The 15,561-nt window shown below is 60.3% G+C and carries 16 protein-coding genes; 12 read left to right on the top strand and 4 right to left on the bottom strand.

Annotated features, from left to right (window positions below; translation table 11 throughout):
* Positions 1-2: 2 nt before the first annotated feature.
* Positions 3-1,418 (bottom strand): lipopolysaccharide biosynthesis protein, encoded by a 1,416-nt coding sequence (locus FHT84_RS06325; protein ID WP_112341271.1) that lies wholly within the window; start codon positions 1,416-1,418, stop codon positions 3-5.
* Positions 1,419-1,666: 248 nt separating this feature from the next.
* Between FHT84_RS06325 and FHT84_RS06320 the strand changes: the two genes are divergently transcribed.
* Positions 1,667-2,296, top strand: coding sequence for a glutathione S-transferase family protein (locus FHT84_RS06320; protein ID WP_112341270.1), 630 nt, complete (start codon positions 1,667-1,669; stop codon positions 2,294-2,296).
* Between the two features lie 117 nt (positions 2,297-2,413).
* On the opposite strand, the gene secA is transcribed toward FHT84_RS06320, so the two are convergent.
* Complete coding sequence (gene secA, locus FHT84_RS06315) at positions 2,414-5,134, bottom strand: preprotein translocase subunit SecA (RefSeq protein WP_112341269.1); 2,721 nt, start codon at positions 5,132-5,134, stop codon at positions 2,414-2,416.
* Between the two features lie 246 nt (positions 5,135-5,380).
* On the opposite strand from secA, the gene FHT84_RS06310 reads away from it, so the two are divergent.
* The 6 genes from FHT84_RS06310 (at position 5,381) to FHT84_RS06285 (ending at position 10,082) form a co-directional block, all read left to right on the top strand.
* The gene (locus tag FHT84_RS06310) at positions 5,381-6,304 is read left to right on the top strand and encodes a peptidylprolyl isomerase (RefSeq protein WP_112341268.1); all 924 of its coding nucleotides are present in this window, start codon (positions 5,381-5,383) and stop codon (positions 6,302-6,304) included.
* Positions 6,305-6,478: 174 nt separating this feature from the next.
* On the top strand, positions 6,479-7,720 hold the full coding sequence (argJ, locus tag FHT84_RS06305) for a bifunctional glutamate N-acetyltransferase/amino-acid acetyltransferase ArgJ (protein WP_112341708.1): 1,242 nt from the start codon (positions 6,479-6,481) through the stop codon (positions 7,718-7,720).
* A gap of 10 nt (positions 7,721-7,730) precedes the next feature.
* On the top strand, positions 7,731-8,510 hold the full coding sequence (locus tag FHT84_RS06300) for a GNAT family N-acetyltransferase (RefSeq protein ID WP_112341267.1): 780 nt from the start codon (positions 7,731-7,733) through the stop codon (positions 8,508-8,510).
* Positions 8,507-8,920 carry an 8-oxo-dGTP diphosphatase MutT gene (gene mutT, locus FHT84_RS06295; protein ID WP_015341287.1) on the top strand — a complete coding sequence of 138 codons (414 nt, stop codon included), beginning with the start codon at positions 8,507-8,509 and terminating at the stop codon, positions 8,918-8,920. Before FHT84_RS06300 ends, mutT begins: the two co-directional genes overlap by 4 nt.
* Positions 8,921-9,405: 485 nt before the next feature.
* Positions 9,406-9,723: a hypothetical protein gene (locus tag FHT84_RS06290; RefSeq protein ID WP_112341266.1), complete on the top strand. Its 318-nt coding sequence runs from the start codon at positions 9,406-9,408 to the stop codon at positions 9,721-9,723.
* Positions 9,724-9,899: 176 nt separating this feature from the next.
* The gene (locus FHT84_RS06285; RefSeq protein ID WP_112341265.1) at positions 9,900-10,082 is read left to right on the top strand and encodes a Flp family type IVb pilin; all 183 of its coding nucleotides are present in this window, start codon (positions 9,900-9,902) and stop codon (positions 10,080-10,082) included.
* A 34-nt stretch (positions 10,083-10,116) separates the two neighbouring features.
* Here FHT84_RS06285 and FHT84_RS06280 read toward each other — a convergent pair whose 3' ends face one another.
* Positions 10,117-11,001 (bottom strand): methyltransferase domain-containing protein, encoded by an 885-nt coding sequence (locus FHT84_RS06280; RefSeq protein ID WP_112341707.1) that lies wholly within the window; start codon positions 10,999-11,001, stop codon positions 10,117-10,119.
* A gap of 197 nt (positions 11,002-11,198) precedes the next feature.
* On the opposite strand from FHT84_RS06280, the gene FHT84_RS06275 reads away from it, so the two are divergent.
* From FHT84_RS06275 to FHT84_RS06260, 4 genes are all read left to right on the top strand, one after another.
* On the top strand, positions 11,199-11,975 hold the full coding sequence (locus tag FHT84_RS06275) for a ComF family protein (RefSeq protein WP_112341264.1): 777 nt from the start codon (positions 11,199-11,201) through the stop codon (positions 11,973-11,975).
* Between the two features lie 139 nt (positions 11,976-12,114).
* Complete coding sequence (gene grxC / locus FHT84_RS06270) at positions 12,115-12,372, top strand: glutaredoxin 3 (RefSeq protein ID WP_112341263.1); 258 nt, start codon at positions 12,115-12,117, stop codon at positions 12,370-12,372.
* Positions 12,373-12,396: 24 nt separating this feature from the next.
* The gene (locus FHT84_RS06265) at positions 12,397-13,254 is read left to right on the top strand and encodes a carbon-nitrogen hydrolase family protein (RefSeq protein WP_112341262.1); all 858 of its coding nucleotides are present in this window, start codon (positions 12,397-12,399) and stop codon (positions 13,252-13,254) included.
* Positions 13,251-13,679 carry a DUF1178 family protein gene (locus tag FHT84_RS06260; RefSeq protein WP_112341261.1) on the top strand — a complete coding sequence of 143 codons (429 nt, stop codon included), beginning with the start codon at positions 13,251-13,253 and terminating at the stop codon, positions 13,677-13,679. The genes FHT84_RS06265 and FHT84_RS06260 overlap by 4 nt, the downstream gene beginning before the upstream one ends.
* 250 nt (positions 13,680-13,929) lie before the next feature.
* On the opposite strand, the gene ubiG is transcribed toward FHT84_RS06260, so the two are convergent.
* Positions 13,930-14,676 (bottom strand): bifunctional 2-polyprenyl-6-hydroxyphenol methylase/3-demethylubiquinol 3-O-methyltransferase UbiG, encoded by a 747-nt coding sequence (gene ubiG, locus FHT84_RS06255; protein ID WP_112341260.1) that lies wholly within the window; start codon positions 14,674-14,676, stop codon positions 13,930-13,932.
* Positions 14,677-14,934: 258 nt separating this feature from the next.
* Between ubiG and FHT84_RS06250 the strand changes: the two genes are divergently transcribed.
* The gene (locus tag FHT84_RS06250; protein WP_112341706.1) at positions 14,935-15,561 is read left to right on the top strand and encodes a hypothetical protein; all 627 of its coding nucleotides are present in this window, start codon (positions 14,935-14,937) and stop codon (positions 15,559-15,561) included.

Here is a 15,561-nt window from a genome sequence, read left to right as displayed (position 1 = left end):
AATCAGGGAGCCCTCGTTGCCGGTGGGGTTGCGGGGCGCCGAATGAGGGCGAACAGGGTGATGCCGAGCGCGTGACGGACCGCGATGTGCAGAAGCAGGGCCTCGATCGCCATGGCGGCGGTGCCGGCAATGGCTGCCCCTTCGATGCCGAGACGCGGGATAAGGATGACGTTCAGGCCGATATTGGCGACAAGTGCCGCTGCATAGAGGTAGACGCAGAGCATCTGCTTGTCGGCCATGGTCAGGAGCACTTCGGCAGGGCCGACCAATGCCCTTGCGAGGATGCCGGCAAGCAGGATTGCCATGACGATCTGACCATCGGTGAAAGAGGCGCCGAAAAGCGACAGCAGCAACTGGCCGGCGGCCAGGACGGCAAGACCGACGGCAAGCGCCGGAAAGAAGGTCCAACGCGTTGCATCGGCTGCGAAGGCGGCAAGCTTGCTGCGGTCACCTTCCGCCAGGATCGCGGCAAAGCGCGGGCCGATCGCGGCCTTTACGGCGAAATAGACGAAGTGGACCAGCGCCATGGTCTTGGCGGCGGCAAAATAGACGGCAACCTGATCCGGATCGAGGAATATCCCGACGACCACGACATCGGAATTGGTGAGAAGGTAGCCCACGCCTTCGACAAGAAAGATAGGAAAGGCGACGGCAAACCACGCGTTGAATTCCGTGGCTTTCGGGCCGCCCGGATAATGGCGGCGCAGACGGAGGGTGACGACCAGATATTGCAGCAGGACGCTGGTGAAGGCGCCGGCCAGGGCTGCCGTCATGGCCGTGACCGCATCGCGCGGCGCTCCGGCGAGGACCGCGCCGACCATGAAGAGCAATATCAGCGTCGGGCGGATCAGGAAGGTCGGGCTCAGAGCCATGATCGGCCAGTGCTTGGCACGCGCCGTCCCATCAAGGACGTCGCCCAGCGCGATCATCGGCACGGCGATCAGCCCGAGGAAGGTCGGCAGGATGTAATAGGCTTCGATCATGCCGCGGAAGACATGGATCAGGAGTGCTCCGATCAGGGCCAGCGTGCCTGAGATGGCCACCACGAACAGGCGCGCCGTGGCGTTCAGGCCGCGAATGGCATCGTAGTTGCCGCTGGCATCATACTGCGGCAGGAACCGGATGATGGCGGTCGGGAAGCCGATACAGGCAAGATTGCCGAACAGGATCATCAACACCCAGACGAAAACGAAGACGCCGTATTCAAACCGGCCCATCAGGCGGGCAAGGATGATCTGTGACAGGAAGGCGAGGGCGGCGCCTGCGATGCGGATCGTGAAAGCGATCAGCGCCATGCGCTGCGAGACGGCTTTTTCGTCCTGACCGGCAAAAAGGGCAGCGAGTTTGCGCAGATGCGGCGATAGCGCAGTCCGCAATGCGGACGGCAACATTCTCTCCGCTGTTTGAAAGACCGCCATGATCGATACGCAATACTTTAAGTATGATCCCAACCTCGCGGCAGTCTTGGCAGAGGAGGGTTAAGAATCGGTTCTTTCTGCATGCAAAAATCATCCGCAAGCTGCGAAGAATCGTTCACCGAGGGAATTCGAGGCAACCTTGGGATGCGGCTCTTCTTGGGGTTGCGATACCGCGCTCCCGCCGCAGGAAACGGGTGGCGGGCACTTAGCCGCAATATAGAATCGATCGCGTGCCAACGGAGGATCTCATGCTCACGCTCTACGATTATCTGCCATCGCAGAATGGCTGGAAGGCCAGGGTACTGTTCGGGCTGCTTGATATTCCATACCAAACCCGCCTGGTGTCGATCTTCGAAGGCGAGGGGCGCACGGATGCCTTTCTCGCTCTCAATCCGGCAGGCGGCATTCCCGTTCTCGAACTCGAGAATGGGCGCACGATCGCCGAATCGAATGCGATCCTGACCTATGTCGCCGAGGGAACGCGATTTCTTCCGGCAGATCGCTACCAGCGCGCCAAGGTCATGCAGTGGCTGTTCTTCGAGCAATATCACGTAGAGCCGGTCATCGGCACGCTGCGCTTCTGGACCTTGACGGGGCGGCTCGAGCTCAATGCCGTCATGGCGGAGGCCAAGCGTGCCGGCGGCCTTCGTGCGCTTGCGGCGCTCGAGCGTGGACTGAAGACCACGCCCTTTCTCGCTGGCGAGGAGTTTTCGATCGCGGATATAGCGGCTTATGCCTATGCTCATCGGGCTGCGGATTGCGGCTTCGATCTTGCCGATTATCCCGCGTTCACCGCGTGGCTCGATCGTGTACTTGACGTCATTGGCCCCGGCTATCCGGTCCATCTCTATAGCGAAGATCCGCATTCCGCCATCTGAGTGCATTGGCTCTTCATCTAGGGACTCCACCTGTCAGCTGGCGCTGTTCCGAGGGCCCCGCAAACAAAAATGCCGCCCAAAGGCGGCATCTTGTTCATTGCCATCAACCGATAAGGTTCAGACGACTTCGCTGCTTTCGAAGGCGCCGTGGCAGTGCTTATACTTCTTGCCGGAGCCGCAGGGGCATGCCTCGTTGCGGCCGACGCGGCCCCAGGTTGCCGGGTTGCGCGGGTCACGGTTTTCCGGTGCTACCGCGCTTTCATTTGCGAGAGCGAAGGGTGAGAATTCGTCCTCGCCCGTCGTCGCGTCGATGTGGCGGGCCTGCATCGGCGGCGTCTCTGGCTCGGCCGGCTGCTGCACGAGTTCGACGCGCGAGAGCTGGGCTGTCACGGCCTGGCGCAGATTGTTCAAGAGTGCCTGGAACAGCTCGAAAGCTTCGGCCTTGTATTCCTGCAGCGGGTCGCGCTGGGCGTAGCCTCGGAAGCCGATGACCGAACGCAGATGGTCGAGATTGACGATATGCTCGCGCCAGAGATTGTCCAGCGTCTGCAGCACGATGGAGCGCTCGACATAGGTCATGATCTCAGGCCCGAAGCGCTCGGCCTTTTCGGCCGCCGCCTTGTCGGCTGCTTCCGTCAGGCGCGCGCGGATATCGTCTTCGGCGATGCCCTCTTCCTTGACCCAGTCATGAATGGGCAGGTCGAGATCGAAGAAGTTGGCGACCGCCGTCTTCAGCCCGTCGGCATCCCACTGTTCGGCATAGGCGCGCTCGGGAATATGTCTTGAGACCAGATCCTCGATGACCTCATGGCGCATGTCGCCCACGGTTTCGGACAGGTCCTTGGCTTCCATCAGCTCGACGCGCTGCTCGAAGATGACCTTGCGCTGGTCGTTCAGCACATCGTCGTATTTCAGAACGTTCTTGCGGATATCGAAGTTGCGGGCTTCAACCTTCTTCTGGGCGCGTTCGAGTGCCTTGTTGATCCAGGGATGGACGATGGCTTCGCCTTCCTTGAGGCCCAGCTTCTGCAGCATGCCGTCCATACGGTCGGAGCCGAAGATGCGCATCAGATCGTCCTGGAGCGACAGGTAGAACTTCGAGCGGCCCGGGTCGCCCTGACGGCCGGAACGGCCGCGAAGCTGGTTATCGATGCGCCGACTTTCATGGCGCTCGCTGGCGATGACGTAGAGACCGCCGGCGGCAAGCGCCTGCTGCTTCAACTCCTTGATTTCCTCGGCGATCCTGGCAATGGCCGCATCGCGCTCGGGACCTGGCTCCATCTCGTGCAGGTCGCGTTCGACACGCATTTCGAGGTTGCCGCCGAGCTGGATGTCGGTACCGCGGCCAGCCATGTTGGTGGCGATCGTCACCGTGCCGGGAACGCCGGCCTGGGCGACGATATAGGCTTCCTGCTCGTGATAGCGAGCGTTCAGCACCTGGAAATTGGAGAAGCCGCGCTTGCGCATGAGATCGGCGAGAAGTTCGGACTTCTCGATCGATGTCGTGCCGACCAGGACCGGCTGGCCGCGCTTATGCGCATCGAGGATCTCGTTGATGATGGCGTTATACTTCTCGGTATGCGTACGATAGACCTCGTCGTCCTCGTCGATACGCTGGATCGGCAGATTGGTCGGCACTTCGATGACGTCGAGGCCGTAGATGTTGCCGAATTCTTCCGCTTCCGTCGATGCCGTGCCGGTCATGCCGGCAAGCTTGTCGTACATGCGGAAATAGTTCTGGAAGGTGATCTGCGCCAGCGTCTGGTTTTCCGGCTGGATCTGCACATGCTCCTTGGCTTCCAGGGCCTGATGCTGGCCGTCGGAATAGCGGCGGCCCGGCATCATGCGGCCGGTGAATTCGTCGATGATGACGACTTCGCCGTTACGGACGATATAGTCCTTGTCGCGCTGGAACAGCTTGTGCGCCTTGAGCGCGTTGTTGATGTGGTGGACGATCGCGACGTTTTCGATGTCGTAGAGCGATTCACCCTTCAACAGGCCGGCTTCGCGCAGCATGTTTTCCAGCTTCTCGGTGCCGTCTTCGGAGAAGTTGGCGGAGCGCTGCTTTTCGTCGATCTCGTAATCATCCTTCGACAGGCGCGGAATGAAGGCGTCGATCGCGTTGTAGAGATCGGAACGGTCGTCGAGCGGGCCGGAAATGATCAGCGGCGTGCGCGCTTCGTCGATGAGGATCGAGTCCACTTCGTCCACGATCGCAAAACTATGGCCGCGCTGTACCATCTGCGCGCGTTCATACTTCATATTGTCGCGCAGATAGTCGAAGCCGAGCTCGTTGTTGGTGCCGTAGGTGATGTCGCAGGCATAGGCTGCGTGGCGCTCTTCGTCCGACAGGCCGTGAATGATGACGCCCGTGGTCAGGCCGAGGAATCCGTAGAGACGGCCCATGGTGCCGCTGTCGCGCTGTGCCAGGTAGTCGTTGACCGTGACGACGTGCACGCCCTTGCCGGCCAGCGCGTTCAGATAGACCGGCAATGTCGCGACGAGGGTCTTGCCTTCACCGGTCTTCATTTCGGCGATGGCGTTGGAATGAAGGATCATGCCGCCGATAAGCTGCACGTCGAAAGGTCGCATGCCAAGAACACGGCGCGACGCTTCGCGGGCAACGGCGAAGGCGGGTACGAGAAGATCGTCGAGCGTCTTGCCGTCTGCGAGCTGCTGGCGGAACTCAACCGTCTTTGCGGCCAGAGCTTCATCGGACAGCGCTCGCATCTCCTGCTCGAGCGCATTGATTGCGGCTACTTGCGGCTGGAACGATTTGACCCTGCGGTCGTTGGACGAGCCGAACAACTTGCGGGCAATTCCACCTAGGCTGACCATGTGACTGGTCCTTTCTGAGATTTCATCCGGCCGTTTCCTGCTTTATCCGATCCCGAAAAAAACGGGAGTATAGCACAAAACGGCCGGAAACTGTTCTGGACGCGAGGTTGCGTGACAGATAAGAGGGGGGTCGATTGATGTCAACGGGATTTGGCCGATACAGAAAGGCCACATTCTCCTGCTGAAGGCTTTTTCACGCCGGAATCACATCTGTCGAGCCGGTCGAGATCACCGAAGGGTTATTTTATGTTGAAGTATAACAAGCTTGCTGCGGTTGCTTTCGCAACAATCGTTACCTTCCAGGCTCCGGTCTTCGCAGCCGATGCCAAGGACCCCGTTGTCGCCAAGGTCGGCGATGTCGAAATCCATCAGTCCGAACTCAACCTGGCGATCGCCAACCTCGATCCGCAACTCGGCCAGCTTCCGGACGACCAGAAGAAGGTGGCAGCGCTTTCGGCTTCGATCGACGTGAAGCTGCTGTCGCAGCAGGCCGCCACCGAAAAGCTCGACCAGACGCCGGACTTCCAGGCCCACATGGCCTATCTGCGCGACCGCGAGCTGCACAATGCCTTCTTCAAGGCGCATGTCGCCGACAAGATCACGGATGACGAAGTCAAGGCCCGCTACGACAAGGAAGTCGCAGCCCTGCCGAAGCAGGAAGAAGTTCATGCCCGCCACATCCTCGTAAAGACCGAGGACGAGGCCAAGGCAATCATCAAGGAACTCGACGCCGGCAAGGATTTCGCCGAACTGGCCAAGGAAAAGTCGACCGACCCGAACAAGGCCGACGGCGGCGATCTCGGCTATTTCGGCCATGGCCGTATGGTCAAGGAATTCGAGGATGCGGCTTTCGCTCTTCCGGTCGGCACCTACACCAAGACGCCGGTCAAGACCGATTTCGGCTGGCATATCATCAAGGTCGAAGACAAGCGCAATGCTCCGCCGCCGCCGTTCGACCAGGTCAAGGACCAGGTTCGTCAGCTCGTCATGCGCGACAAGTATCTTGAGCTCCTGAACAAGGCCAAGACGGACACGAAGGTCGTCATCAACGACCCGGCCCTCAGCAAGGCCTATGACGATGCGCAGAAGCAGCAGGACGCAGCCCCGGCCGATGACGCCGTCGCTCCTGCAGATGGTGCGGCAGCGCCCGACGCTCAGCCGCAGCAGTAAGTCACAGCAGTCAAACCATCAGGGCCCGGTTTTTCCGGGCCCTTTACTGGAGCCGGATGATTTTAGGTCGCATCGACCTAAAATCTGAATCCGCTCCAGAATCAAAAAATAGAGCATGATGTCGTCCGAAAACCGCCTACACTTTTCGGCATCATGCTCTTTCAGGTGGGTCTCATGTCCGGTTCCGTCTCTCCGCTCGCTCCCAAATCCTTTACGTCCATGCCTGCGCTTCGCGGCGTGCGCATGACCACGGCGTCCGCCGGCATCAAGTACAAGAACCGGACCGACGTCCTGCTGATGGTTTTCGACAAGCCGGCCGCCGTCGCCGGTGTCTTCACCCGTTCGAAGTGCCCTTCGGCTCCGGTCGATTTCTGCCGCCAGAACCTCGCGCATGGCAGCGCGCGTGCCGTCGTCGTCAATTCCGGCAATGCCAATGCCTTCACCGGCCTCAAGGGCCGCCAGGCGACGGAACTGACCGCCAAGTCCGCGGCGGCGGCCGTCGGCTGCGGTGAAAACGAAGTCTATCTCGCCTCGACTGGCGTTATCGGCGAGCCTCTCGACGCCAGCAAGTTCGCCGGCGTGCTCGACACGATGGCGAAGGATGCGACAAGCGATTTCTGGTTCGAGGCCGCCAAGGCAATCATGACCACGGATACCTATCCGAAGGTCGCGACCCGCACCGCCGAGATCGGCGGGGTCAAGGTCACGATCAACGGCATCGCCAAGGGTGCGGGTATGATCGCGCCCGACATGGCAACGATGCTCTCCTTCGTCGTCACCGATGCCGATATTTCCTCTGCCGCGCTGCAGACGCTGCTGTCCGACGGCGTCGGCCCGAGTTTCAACTCCATGACCGTCGATAGCGATACCTCGACCTCGGACACGCTGATGCTGTTTGCCACTGGCGCTGCCGCGGCTGACGGGCAGGCGCATATCGATCGTGCCGACGATCCGAAGCTTGCAGCCTTCCGCGCAGCCCTTAACGAGCTGCTCAAGGATCTTGCTATCCAGGTCGTTCGCGACGGCGAAGGCGCGACCAAGATGCTCGAAATTACGGTGACTGGCGCCGAAAATGACGCCGCTGCCAAGCGTATTGCGCTTTCGATCGCCAATTCGCCGCTGGTCAAGACCGCGGCCGCCGGCGAGGATGCTAATTGGGGCCGTGTCGTCATGGCTGTCGGCAAGGCGGGCGAAATGGCGGATCGCGACAAGCTTGCCATCTGGTTCGGCGATGTCCGCGTCGCCGTCAATGGTGAGCGTGATCCCTCCTATTCCGAGGACGCCGCCTCGAATGTCATGAAGCAGCAGGATATTCCCGTGAAGGTCGATCTCGGCCTCGGCAATGGTCGCGCAACGGTCTGGACCTGCGACCTGACGAAGGAATATGTTGCCATCAATGGCGACTACCGGAGCTGATATTTAGCCGATGCATGCGCAGTCCACGATAAACAAGCTGCCTTTGGTGCGCAGGCTCGAAGCCGTCGGCTTCCGGGCCTGGCCGGCATCGTCGGTGCAGTATGACGGCAGCTGGCAGGTGCGCTTGACGGCCGGCCACCCGTCGAAGCGGCTGAATTCGGTCGTGCCGCTCGATCCTTCGGATCATCGCGATCTCGAAATCCGTCTGGCGAAGGCGCAGCGCAAGTTCGAGGCCTATGGCCGGCCGATGGTCGTGCGCGAGACGCCGCTCGCCTCGCCGAAGCTTATAGACCTTCTGCGGGAGCGTGGCTGGACGCGCTTCGACGAGACCATCGTCATGACCGCCGATCTGGTCGATCTCGAGCTGCCGGATATGCTGGATCATCTTCCCAGCCACGATGTCGGCCGTTTTGTCGATGCAAGCCTCGTTGTCGATGAAGCCGATCCGGCTTTGAAGCCGGCGTTGGCCGAGGTAGTAAGCAACATCAAGCCGCCCTCGGGTCTCTTCGTCATCGAGGATGCCGAGGTCGGGCCATTGGCAACGACGCTTTGCGTGCAGGACAATGATCTTGCCGGCGTCATGTCGGTTGCGGTGTCGCCGCAGCATCGGCGCAAGGGCCTGGGCGTCGAGATCCTGACATCGGCGTTGCGCTGGGCGCGCATGCGCAGTGCCAAGACCGCCTGGCTTCAGGTCGGTGCCGACAACGCGCCGGCCCTGGCGCTCTATGTCCGCTTCGGCTTCCGCGAGGCCTATCGTTATTGCTATTGGCAACCGCCGGGGGACGCATGAGCGAGGCAGGCCGCAAGATCGTTCTCGTTGCCGCCTGCGCGCTGATCGATGCTGATGGTCGGATTCTTCTGGCGCAGCGCCCCGAAGGCAAGTCGCTCGCCGGTCTCTGGGAGTTTCCCGGCGGCAAGGTCGAAGCCGGCGAGACGCCGGAGGAGACGCTGGTGCGGGAGCTTCAGGAAGAGCTCGGTATCCAGACGAAGATCGCCTGCCTCGCGCCGCTGACCTTCGCCAGCCATACCTACGAAACCTTCCATCTGCTGATGCCTCTTTATATCTGCCGGCGCTACGAGGGAATCCCGCATGGCCGGGAAGGACAGGCGATCAAATGGGTGCGGCCGCAGGCCCTGCGCGATTACCCGATGCCTCCCGCCGACGAACCGCTGATCCCTTTCCTGCAGGATCTGCTTTAAGAGGACCCAGGCCCAGGTTCGGTACTTGGCTGGCTGGAATTGCTATCGGGTCAGATGTCCTTGAAGCGGAAGTTCGATTTCGTGAGTTGATCGAGGCTTTGCGCCATGGACTCACGACGGGACGAATCCGTTTGCGGTGTTCTTCGTAGCAGCTCCGTCAGCATTTCCGACTGTTCGGTTGAGTTCCGGCGGATCGCCTCCAGATGCTCGAGCATCAACCCAAAAGTAAAAATCACGGCGCCGCAGAATCCATCCTTCTGGAATTTTTGCAGTGCACATTTGCTGCGTTGGGAGACGATACATCGCAAACATGGTTAACGAAAATTAGCCATGTAATATCAGCCTTCTAGGCCGAATCAGGCAGTGTTTCGGAATTTTACGTCTCTTTAGTTTGCATGTGGATATTAAGGGATCGTTTATGACCTTCTGGCATTGAATTCTCTCAATCAAGCGATTGTTGGGTGCGTTAAAGAAGGCTTGACATAATGGACGACGATTTCTGGAAAGCTGTTCAGGAAAAAGAGCAGTCCTATTCCGCGTCGCGCAAGACGGGCGCGTTGAATATCGCTCTGCTGTTCGGGACAGCGGCGGTTGCGCTTTCGCTCATCCTCACGCCGATGCTCTCCGACAAATCGAAGTCACGCGTGCTTGCAAGCGCGCCTGATATCGACAATGTTACCACTGGATCGATCCCGCAGACGGAAAACGGCAAGCGTTATACGATCCGCCGCAGCGTATTGCAGCAGGAACCGGGCTCGGTCTGCATCGTCCAGGGTTATGGCGCCGACAGCGGCTGCCAGTAGAGCATCTCCAGGAAATGCGCGCAGCGCTTTTCCGTCCGGAATGCGTGAGGGAAAAGGATAGGGCGTTTTCGCGATTCGAAGACAAGCGGAAATGCTCTCATGCATGAGCATAGCCTGCCGGATGCCATGACGAGCATCGGATTCATCTGTTGTCCAATGCTGGGAGCCCTGAGCTTATGCGTTCCGTATGGCGTATTTTCAATGACAAGACCGGTGCGACGGTCATCGAATATGGTTTGATTGCCGCACTGATGTCGGCGGCGATCATCAGTGGCGTCGGCGCTTTCGGCGGCAGCCTCTCGAGCGTGTTCAACACGCTCTCCAATACGATGCAGAACTCGGCCGCATCGGGAAACTGAGTTAGCCATCGACGGGGCCGGCCAGTATTGCCGGCTATTGCTTCAACTTGTGCTCTTCCACCTTGAGCGCATCCGCCAGGCGCGCCTTGGCGGAACCCGGCCGCAGTGGCTTCTGCTGGCTTTCGTGCGGCGTCCAGCCTGAGACGTAGATGATGGAGAATGTTGCCCTGATCCGGCCGTCCGGATCGGAATAGCGTTCGGCATAGAGCTCGGCCGCACGCAGGAAGAAGGCGCGCGTCAGCGGTTTGCGGCTGCGGTCGACCAGCGGATTGGTCATGCCCATGGCGCGCAAGTCGCGCATCAGGGCAAAGAGATTATCGTAGCGCACTGTGTAGTTTTCGGCGTCGATGACGGGCAGGCTGAAGCCGGCACGCTGCAACAAGCCGCCGACATCGCGGACGTCGGCAAAGGGGATGACGCGCGGGCTTGCGCCGCCCGTCAGCTCGATCTCGGTCGCAAGCAAGACCTCGCGCAGCTCCTGCAGGGTGCCGGAACCGGGGATCGCCGCCAGGAAGAGGCCGTCGGCCTTCAGCGCGCGGCGGATCTGGATGAAGACGCCGGGCGTGTCGTTGGTGACATGCAGGCTGAGCGGCGAAAGCACGAGGTTTACAGACTCAGCCTCCGACGGCAGTTCTTCCAGCGGGGCCTCGATCAGTGTCTCGCCGGGGGCGGCAAACCCAGGCTCGTTTTCGATCCTTTTCAGATGACCAATCTTGCCGGTCGCCAGAGCCAGGCGCGCGGCAATGCCGGTCGCGCCGTGCAATTCGATTGCCTCGTCGAAGTGGCGTTCGGTCACGGCAAGTCGTTCAGCCAATTCGCCGGCGGCGATATCAAGCAGGAAGGCTGCCTTCTCGTCCCCCTGTCTCAGTGCCCGGCGCTTGCGGGCCGAAAGCAGTGATTGGTCGAACACGATTTCCATGGCGGTTTCCTGCGATATCATCAATTCGGCGGGGCGTGCCGGGCACGCGCGTTTTCCTTCGCAAAGCCTGCGGGAAAAAGCTAGAGCGGAGTTAAGCGCTTCGTGGAATCGCTGAATTCCTCTCCAGCCTTTATTCTTGCGCAATCCCAGACGGAAAACGGCTATACACTTTTCCTGGAATTGCTACTCTCAATCATATGGGGATGATGGGACGCGAAATCACCTTTTCGATGCTGGGTGCCGGGCTGAAAACGCCCTTTGTGGCGCTCGCCGATCTCGTCTATCCGCCCGCCTGTCCGGGTTGCGGAGTCTCGGTCGGGGCGCATCGCGGTCTTTGTCCGGCATGCTGGTCCGGTATTCGCTTCATCGAGCGGCCTTATTGCGAAGTCCTCGGCAGTCCGTTTTCCCATGATCTTGGTGCCGGCATTCTGAGTGCCGAGGCGATTGCCGATCCGCCTGTCTTCGACCGTCTGCGTTCCGCTGCCGTTCACGACGGTATCGTGCGCGATCTCGTTCTCAGCCTGAAATATCGTGATCGTACCGATCTCGCGCCGATGATGGCCGGCTGGATGCTGCGTGCCAGCGACGGATCGGTCGCCGCCTGCGATGCGATCATTCCTGTGCCGCTGCACCGGGCGCGGCTGTTTGCGCGCAAGTATAATCAGGCCGCCGAACTTGCCCGGCATATCGCACGCCTTTCGGGCAAGCCGCTGCTCGCAGCAACGCTCATGCGCGTCAAACGCACGAGCCAGCAGGTCGGTCTCGGGGCCAAGGCGCGACAGGATAATGTGCGCGGCGCCTTCGCCGTCTCCGAGCATCGGGCTGCCGAGATATTCGGGCGTCGCATCGTTCTCGTCGACGATGTCTATACCACCGGCGCCACGGTTGCCGCGGCCACGCGCGCGCTGAAGAAAGCGGGTGCGGCCGATGTCAGTGTTTTGACCTTTGCAAGGGTCGTCGGCCATCTTATATGACACTAGAGGCGGATGATTTTAGGTCGAAACGACCTAAAATCATCCGCTCTAGAATCAAATAAGTAGAGCATGATGTCATCCGAAAACCGCTGACACTTTTCGGCATCATGCTCTGATTTAGGCTTTTCCGGAGTGGATCATGGCATCCGTCGTTATCTATACGCGTGAATTCTGCGGCTATTGCGCCCGTGCGAAATCCTTGCTCGAATCCAAAGGCGTCGACTATGTCGAGCACAATGCCACCTATTCGCCAGAGCTGCGGCAGGAAATGATCGCCAAGGCGAACGGCCGCGCGACGTTCCCGCAGATCTTCATCAATGGCCAGCATGTCGGCGGTTGCGACGATATCCATGCGCTCGACCGGGCCGGCAAGCTCGATCCGATGCTGGCTGCCTGATCCATATTGACGAGGGAGAAACCGATGAGCTTCAAGGCTGCCGCCATCCAGATGTGTTCCGGTGTCGATCCGGTGAAGAACGCAGCCGACATGGCGCGCCTGGTGCGTGACGCCGCCTCGCAGGGCGCCATCTATGTGCAGACGCCGGAGATGACCGGTGCCGTGCAGAAGGATCGGCCCGGCCTGCGCGCCGTGCTGCGTGACGAGCCGAACGATATCATCGTCAAGACGGCGTCTGAGCTGGCAAAAGAGCTCGGCATATACCTGCATATCGGTTCGACCGCCATTGCGCTCGATGACGGCAAGATCGCCAATCGCGGCTTCCTCTTCGGTCCTGACGGCAGGCTCATCAATCGCTACGACAAGATCCATATGTTCGACGTGGACCTCGATAATGGCGAGAGCTGGCGCGAAAGCGCCGTCTATCGGCCGGGCTCGGAAGCCCGCATCGCATCGCTGCCCTTTGCCGAACTCGGCTTTTCCATCTGCTACGACGTGCGCTTTCCGCAGCTTTTCCGCGCCCAGGCCGTTGCCGGCGCCGAGGTGATGACGGTGCCTGCCGCCTTCACCAAGCAGACCGGCGAGGCGCACTGGGAAATTCTGCTGCGCGCCCGCGCCATCGAAAACGGCATGTTCGTCATCGCCGCCGCTCAGGCCGGCAAGCACGAGGACGGCCGCGAGACCTTCGGCCATTCGATGATCATCGATCCCTGGGGCAACGTACTGGCGTCGGCCGGCGGTACCGGCGAGGCCGTCATCATCGCCGAGATCGACATCGCTGCCGTCAAATCAGCTCATGACAAGATACCGAACCTGAAGAATGCGCGTGAGTTCTCGCTGGAGAAGATCGCGACGCCGGCGTCTGGAGGCGTCGCTGCTTGATCCGTTATTCGCTTAGCTGTGACAATGCCCATGAGTTCGAGGGCTGGTTTTCCGAAAGCGCCGATTTCGACCGCCAGGTTGCAAGCGGCTTTCTCACCTGTCCGGTCTGCAATTCCGGCGCGATCTCCAAACTCCTGATGGCGCCTTCGGTTTCGACGGCGCGCAAGAAGGATGAGATGCAGACGCTTGCCATGGATACTGCCCGCAAGCAGGCGATGGCAAAGCTCAAGGAAGCGATAGACACCATCAAGGCCAATGCCGAAGACGTCGGTACGAAATTTCCGGAGGAAGCCCGCAAGATTCATTATGGCGAAGCGGATGCGCGCGGGATCATCGGCAAGGCGACGCCGGACGAGGCACAGGCACTCGTCGAGGAGGGCATCGAGATCGCCGCCATCCCCATATTGCCCGACGACGTCAACTGATGCCGGGGGTGGAGAGCCTGCACCCCCTCTGTCCCTATCGGGACATCTCCCCCACGAGGGGGGAGATTGTTGGGAGTTTGCCGCGCGTCTATCAAAAGCAATAGGCCGTGATTTCAGAAGGCTCGATGTTCGTTTGTAGTGAAGAGGGCGCTCCGAGTCACCGATCTCCCCCCTTGTGGGGGAGATGTCACGAAGTGACAGAGGGGGGTATCAGAGTTTCAGCAGTCGCGGTGTTGCTGGCGTGACGATTTCACGCGGCCCGCTTCGCCAGCAGCATGTAGTTGACGTCCATATCCTTCGAGAGATTCCAGCGGTCCTGCAGCGGTGAATAGAAAACGCCGGTGCGGGCGATGATCTCGAGGCCGTCTGCCGCAAGCGGCTTTTCGATTTCTTCCGGACGCACGAGCTTTTCATATTGATGGGTGCCGCGCGGCAGCCAGCGCAGCACGTTCTCCGCCGCGAAGATGGCAAGGGCCGCCGCCTTCATGGTGCGGTTGATGGTCGCAACGAACATCAGGCCGCCGGGACGCACCATTTTTGCGCAAGTCGACAGGAAGAAGTCGACGTCGGCGACATGCTCGACCACTTCCATGTTCAGCACGATATCGAAGGTCTCGCCGGCTTCGGCCAGCTGTTCGGCGGTAACGGCGCGGTAGTCGACGGGAACGCCCGAGGCCTTCGCATGAGTCGAGGCAATGCCGATGTTCTTTTCCGAGGGGTCGGCGCCGATGACGGTGGCACCCATACGCGCCACCGGCTCCGACAAGAGACCGCCGCCGCAGCCGATGTCGAGCACGCGCAGGCCTTCCAGCGGCCGGCTGCCCTTCGGGTCGCGGCCGAAATTCTCGCAGGCGTGGTCGCGGATATAGGCGAGACGCACCGGATTGAACTTGTGCAGCGGCTTGAACTTGCCGGTCGGGCTCCACCACTCGGCCGCCATGGCGGAAAAACGGTCAACTTCGCTCTGGTCGATTGTGCTCTTTGCCGTTTCGCTCATGGTTCACTCCGTGATCTGCGCCGTGCCCGTGTCGGGGCGAACGCAGGCAACAATATTTCTCCGTGTGAAGTCGGACGATCGATGCCCGATGTCAAGGGCCGCGGCCATCGATAGCCTGTGGGGAGTGCCGGTCGGCAGCAGCGAATTGCGATCCCGAGGTTGACATGGAGGTATCTTATGGCCGATCAATCGCCGGGCTGTGAAATGGACTTTCAGAACCGGATCGATTTCGATCGACCGGCGTATACAGGAGTTCTCATGAGACCATTCCGTCTTGCGACGGCTATCGCCATGAGCTGCCTTGCTATCGGCCACGCACATGCCGGGGACAGTAAGGGGTTTCGCCTGACGATCGATGGTGTCGTGGTGGGCATCAATCCTGGTGACACGTTCGAGGTCACCATGAGGGACGGTCGCAAGGTCCCGGTGGAGCTGCAGCGCAGTGATACGGTGACGTTCACGGGTGGCAAGTTCTCCTTCGATCACGATGGCAAATTGACCGTCGCAAAGACGGATCTCGGCGATGGCGTGCAGCAATATGCGCTGATGACGCCGATCGGCACCGGAATCATCGTGCAGGTCTATAAAGGCCTCGATCCGTCTGGCAATACCGACGTCGTGCTGCAGCAGATGGTGCAGGAGAGCCTCAATGGTGGTGCCAAGATAACCAAGCAGAGCACGCAGCGTACGCTCCCGAGCGGCAATGTGCTGAAGGGCGTGAAGGCGGAAACCATCACGGATGACGATGTGATGGAATATGAGATCGTCGCCACCGGCCGGCCGGAGGGCGGCATACTCGTCGCCACCTTCCTCAATAAGGAAAACCTCGACAAGGAAGGCGGAATTCTCGACAAGCTCTGGTCGACTTTAAAAGTTGATTATTGA

This window comes from Rhizobium sp. BK289 (genome assembly GCF_014193575.1).
Classification (GTDB): domain Bacteria; phylum Pseudomonadota; class Alphaproteobacteria; order Rhizobiales; family Rhizobiaceae; genus Rhizobium; species Rhizobium tropici_C.
This window is presented reverse-complemented; position numbering and strand designations above follow the sequence as displayed.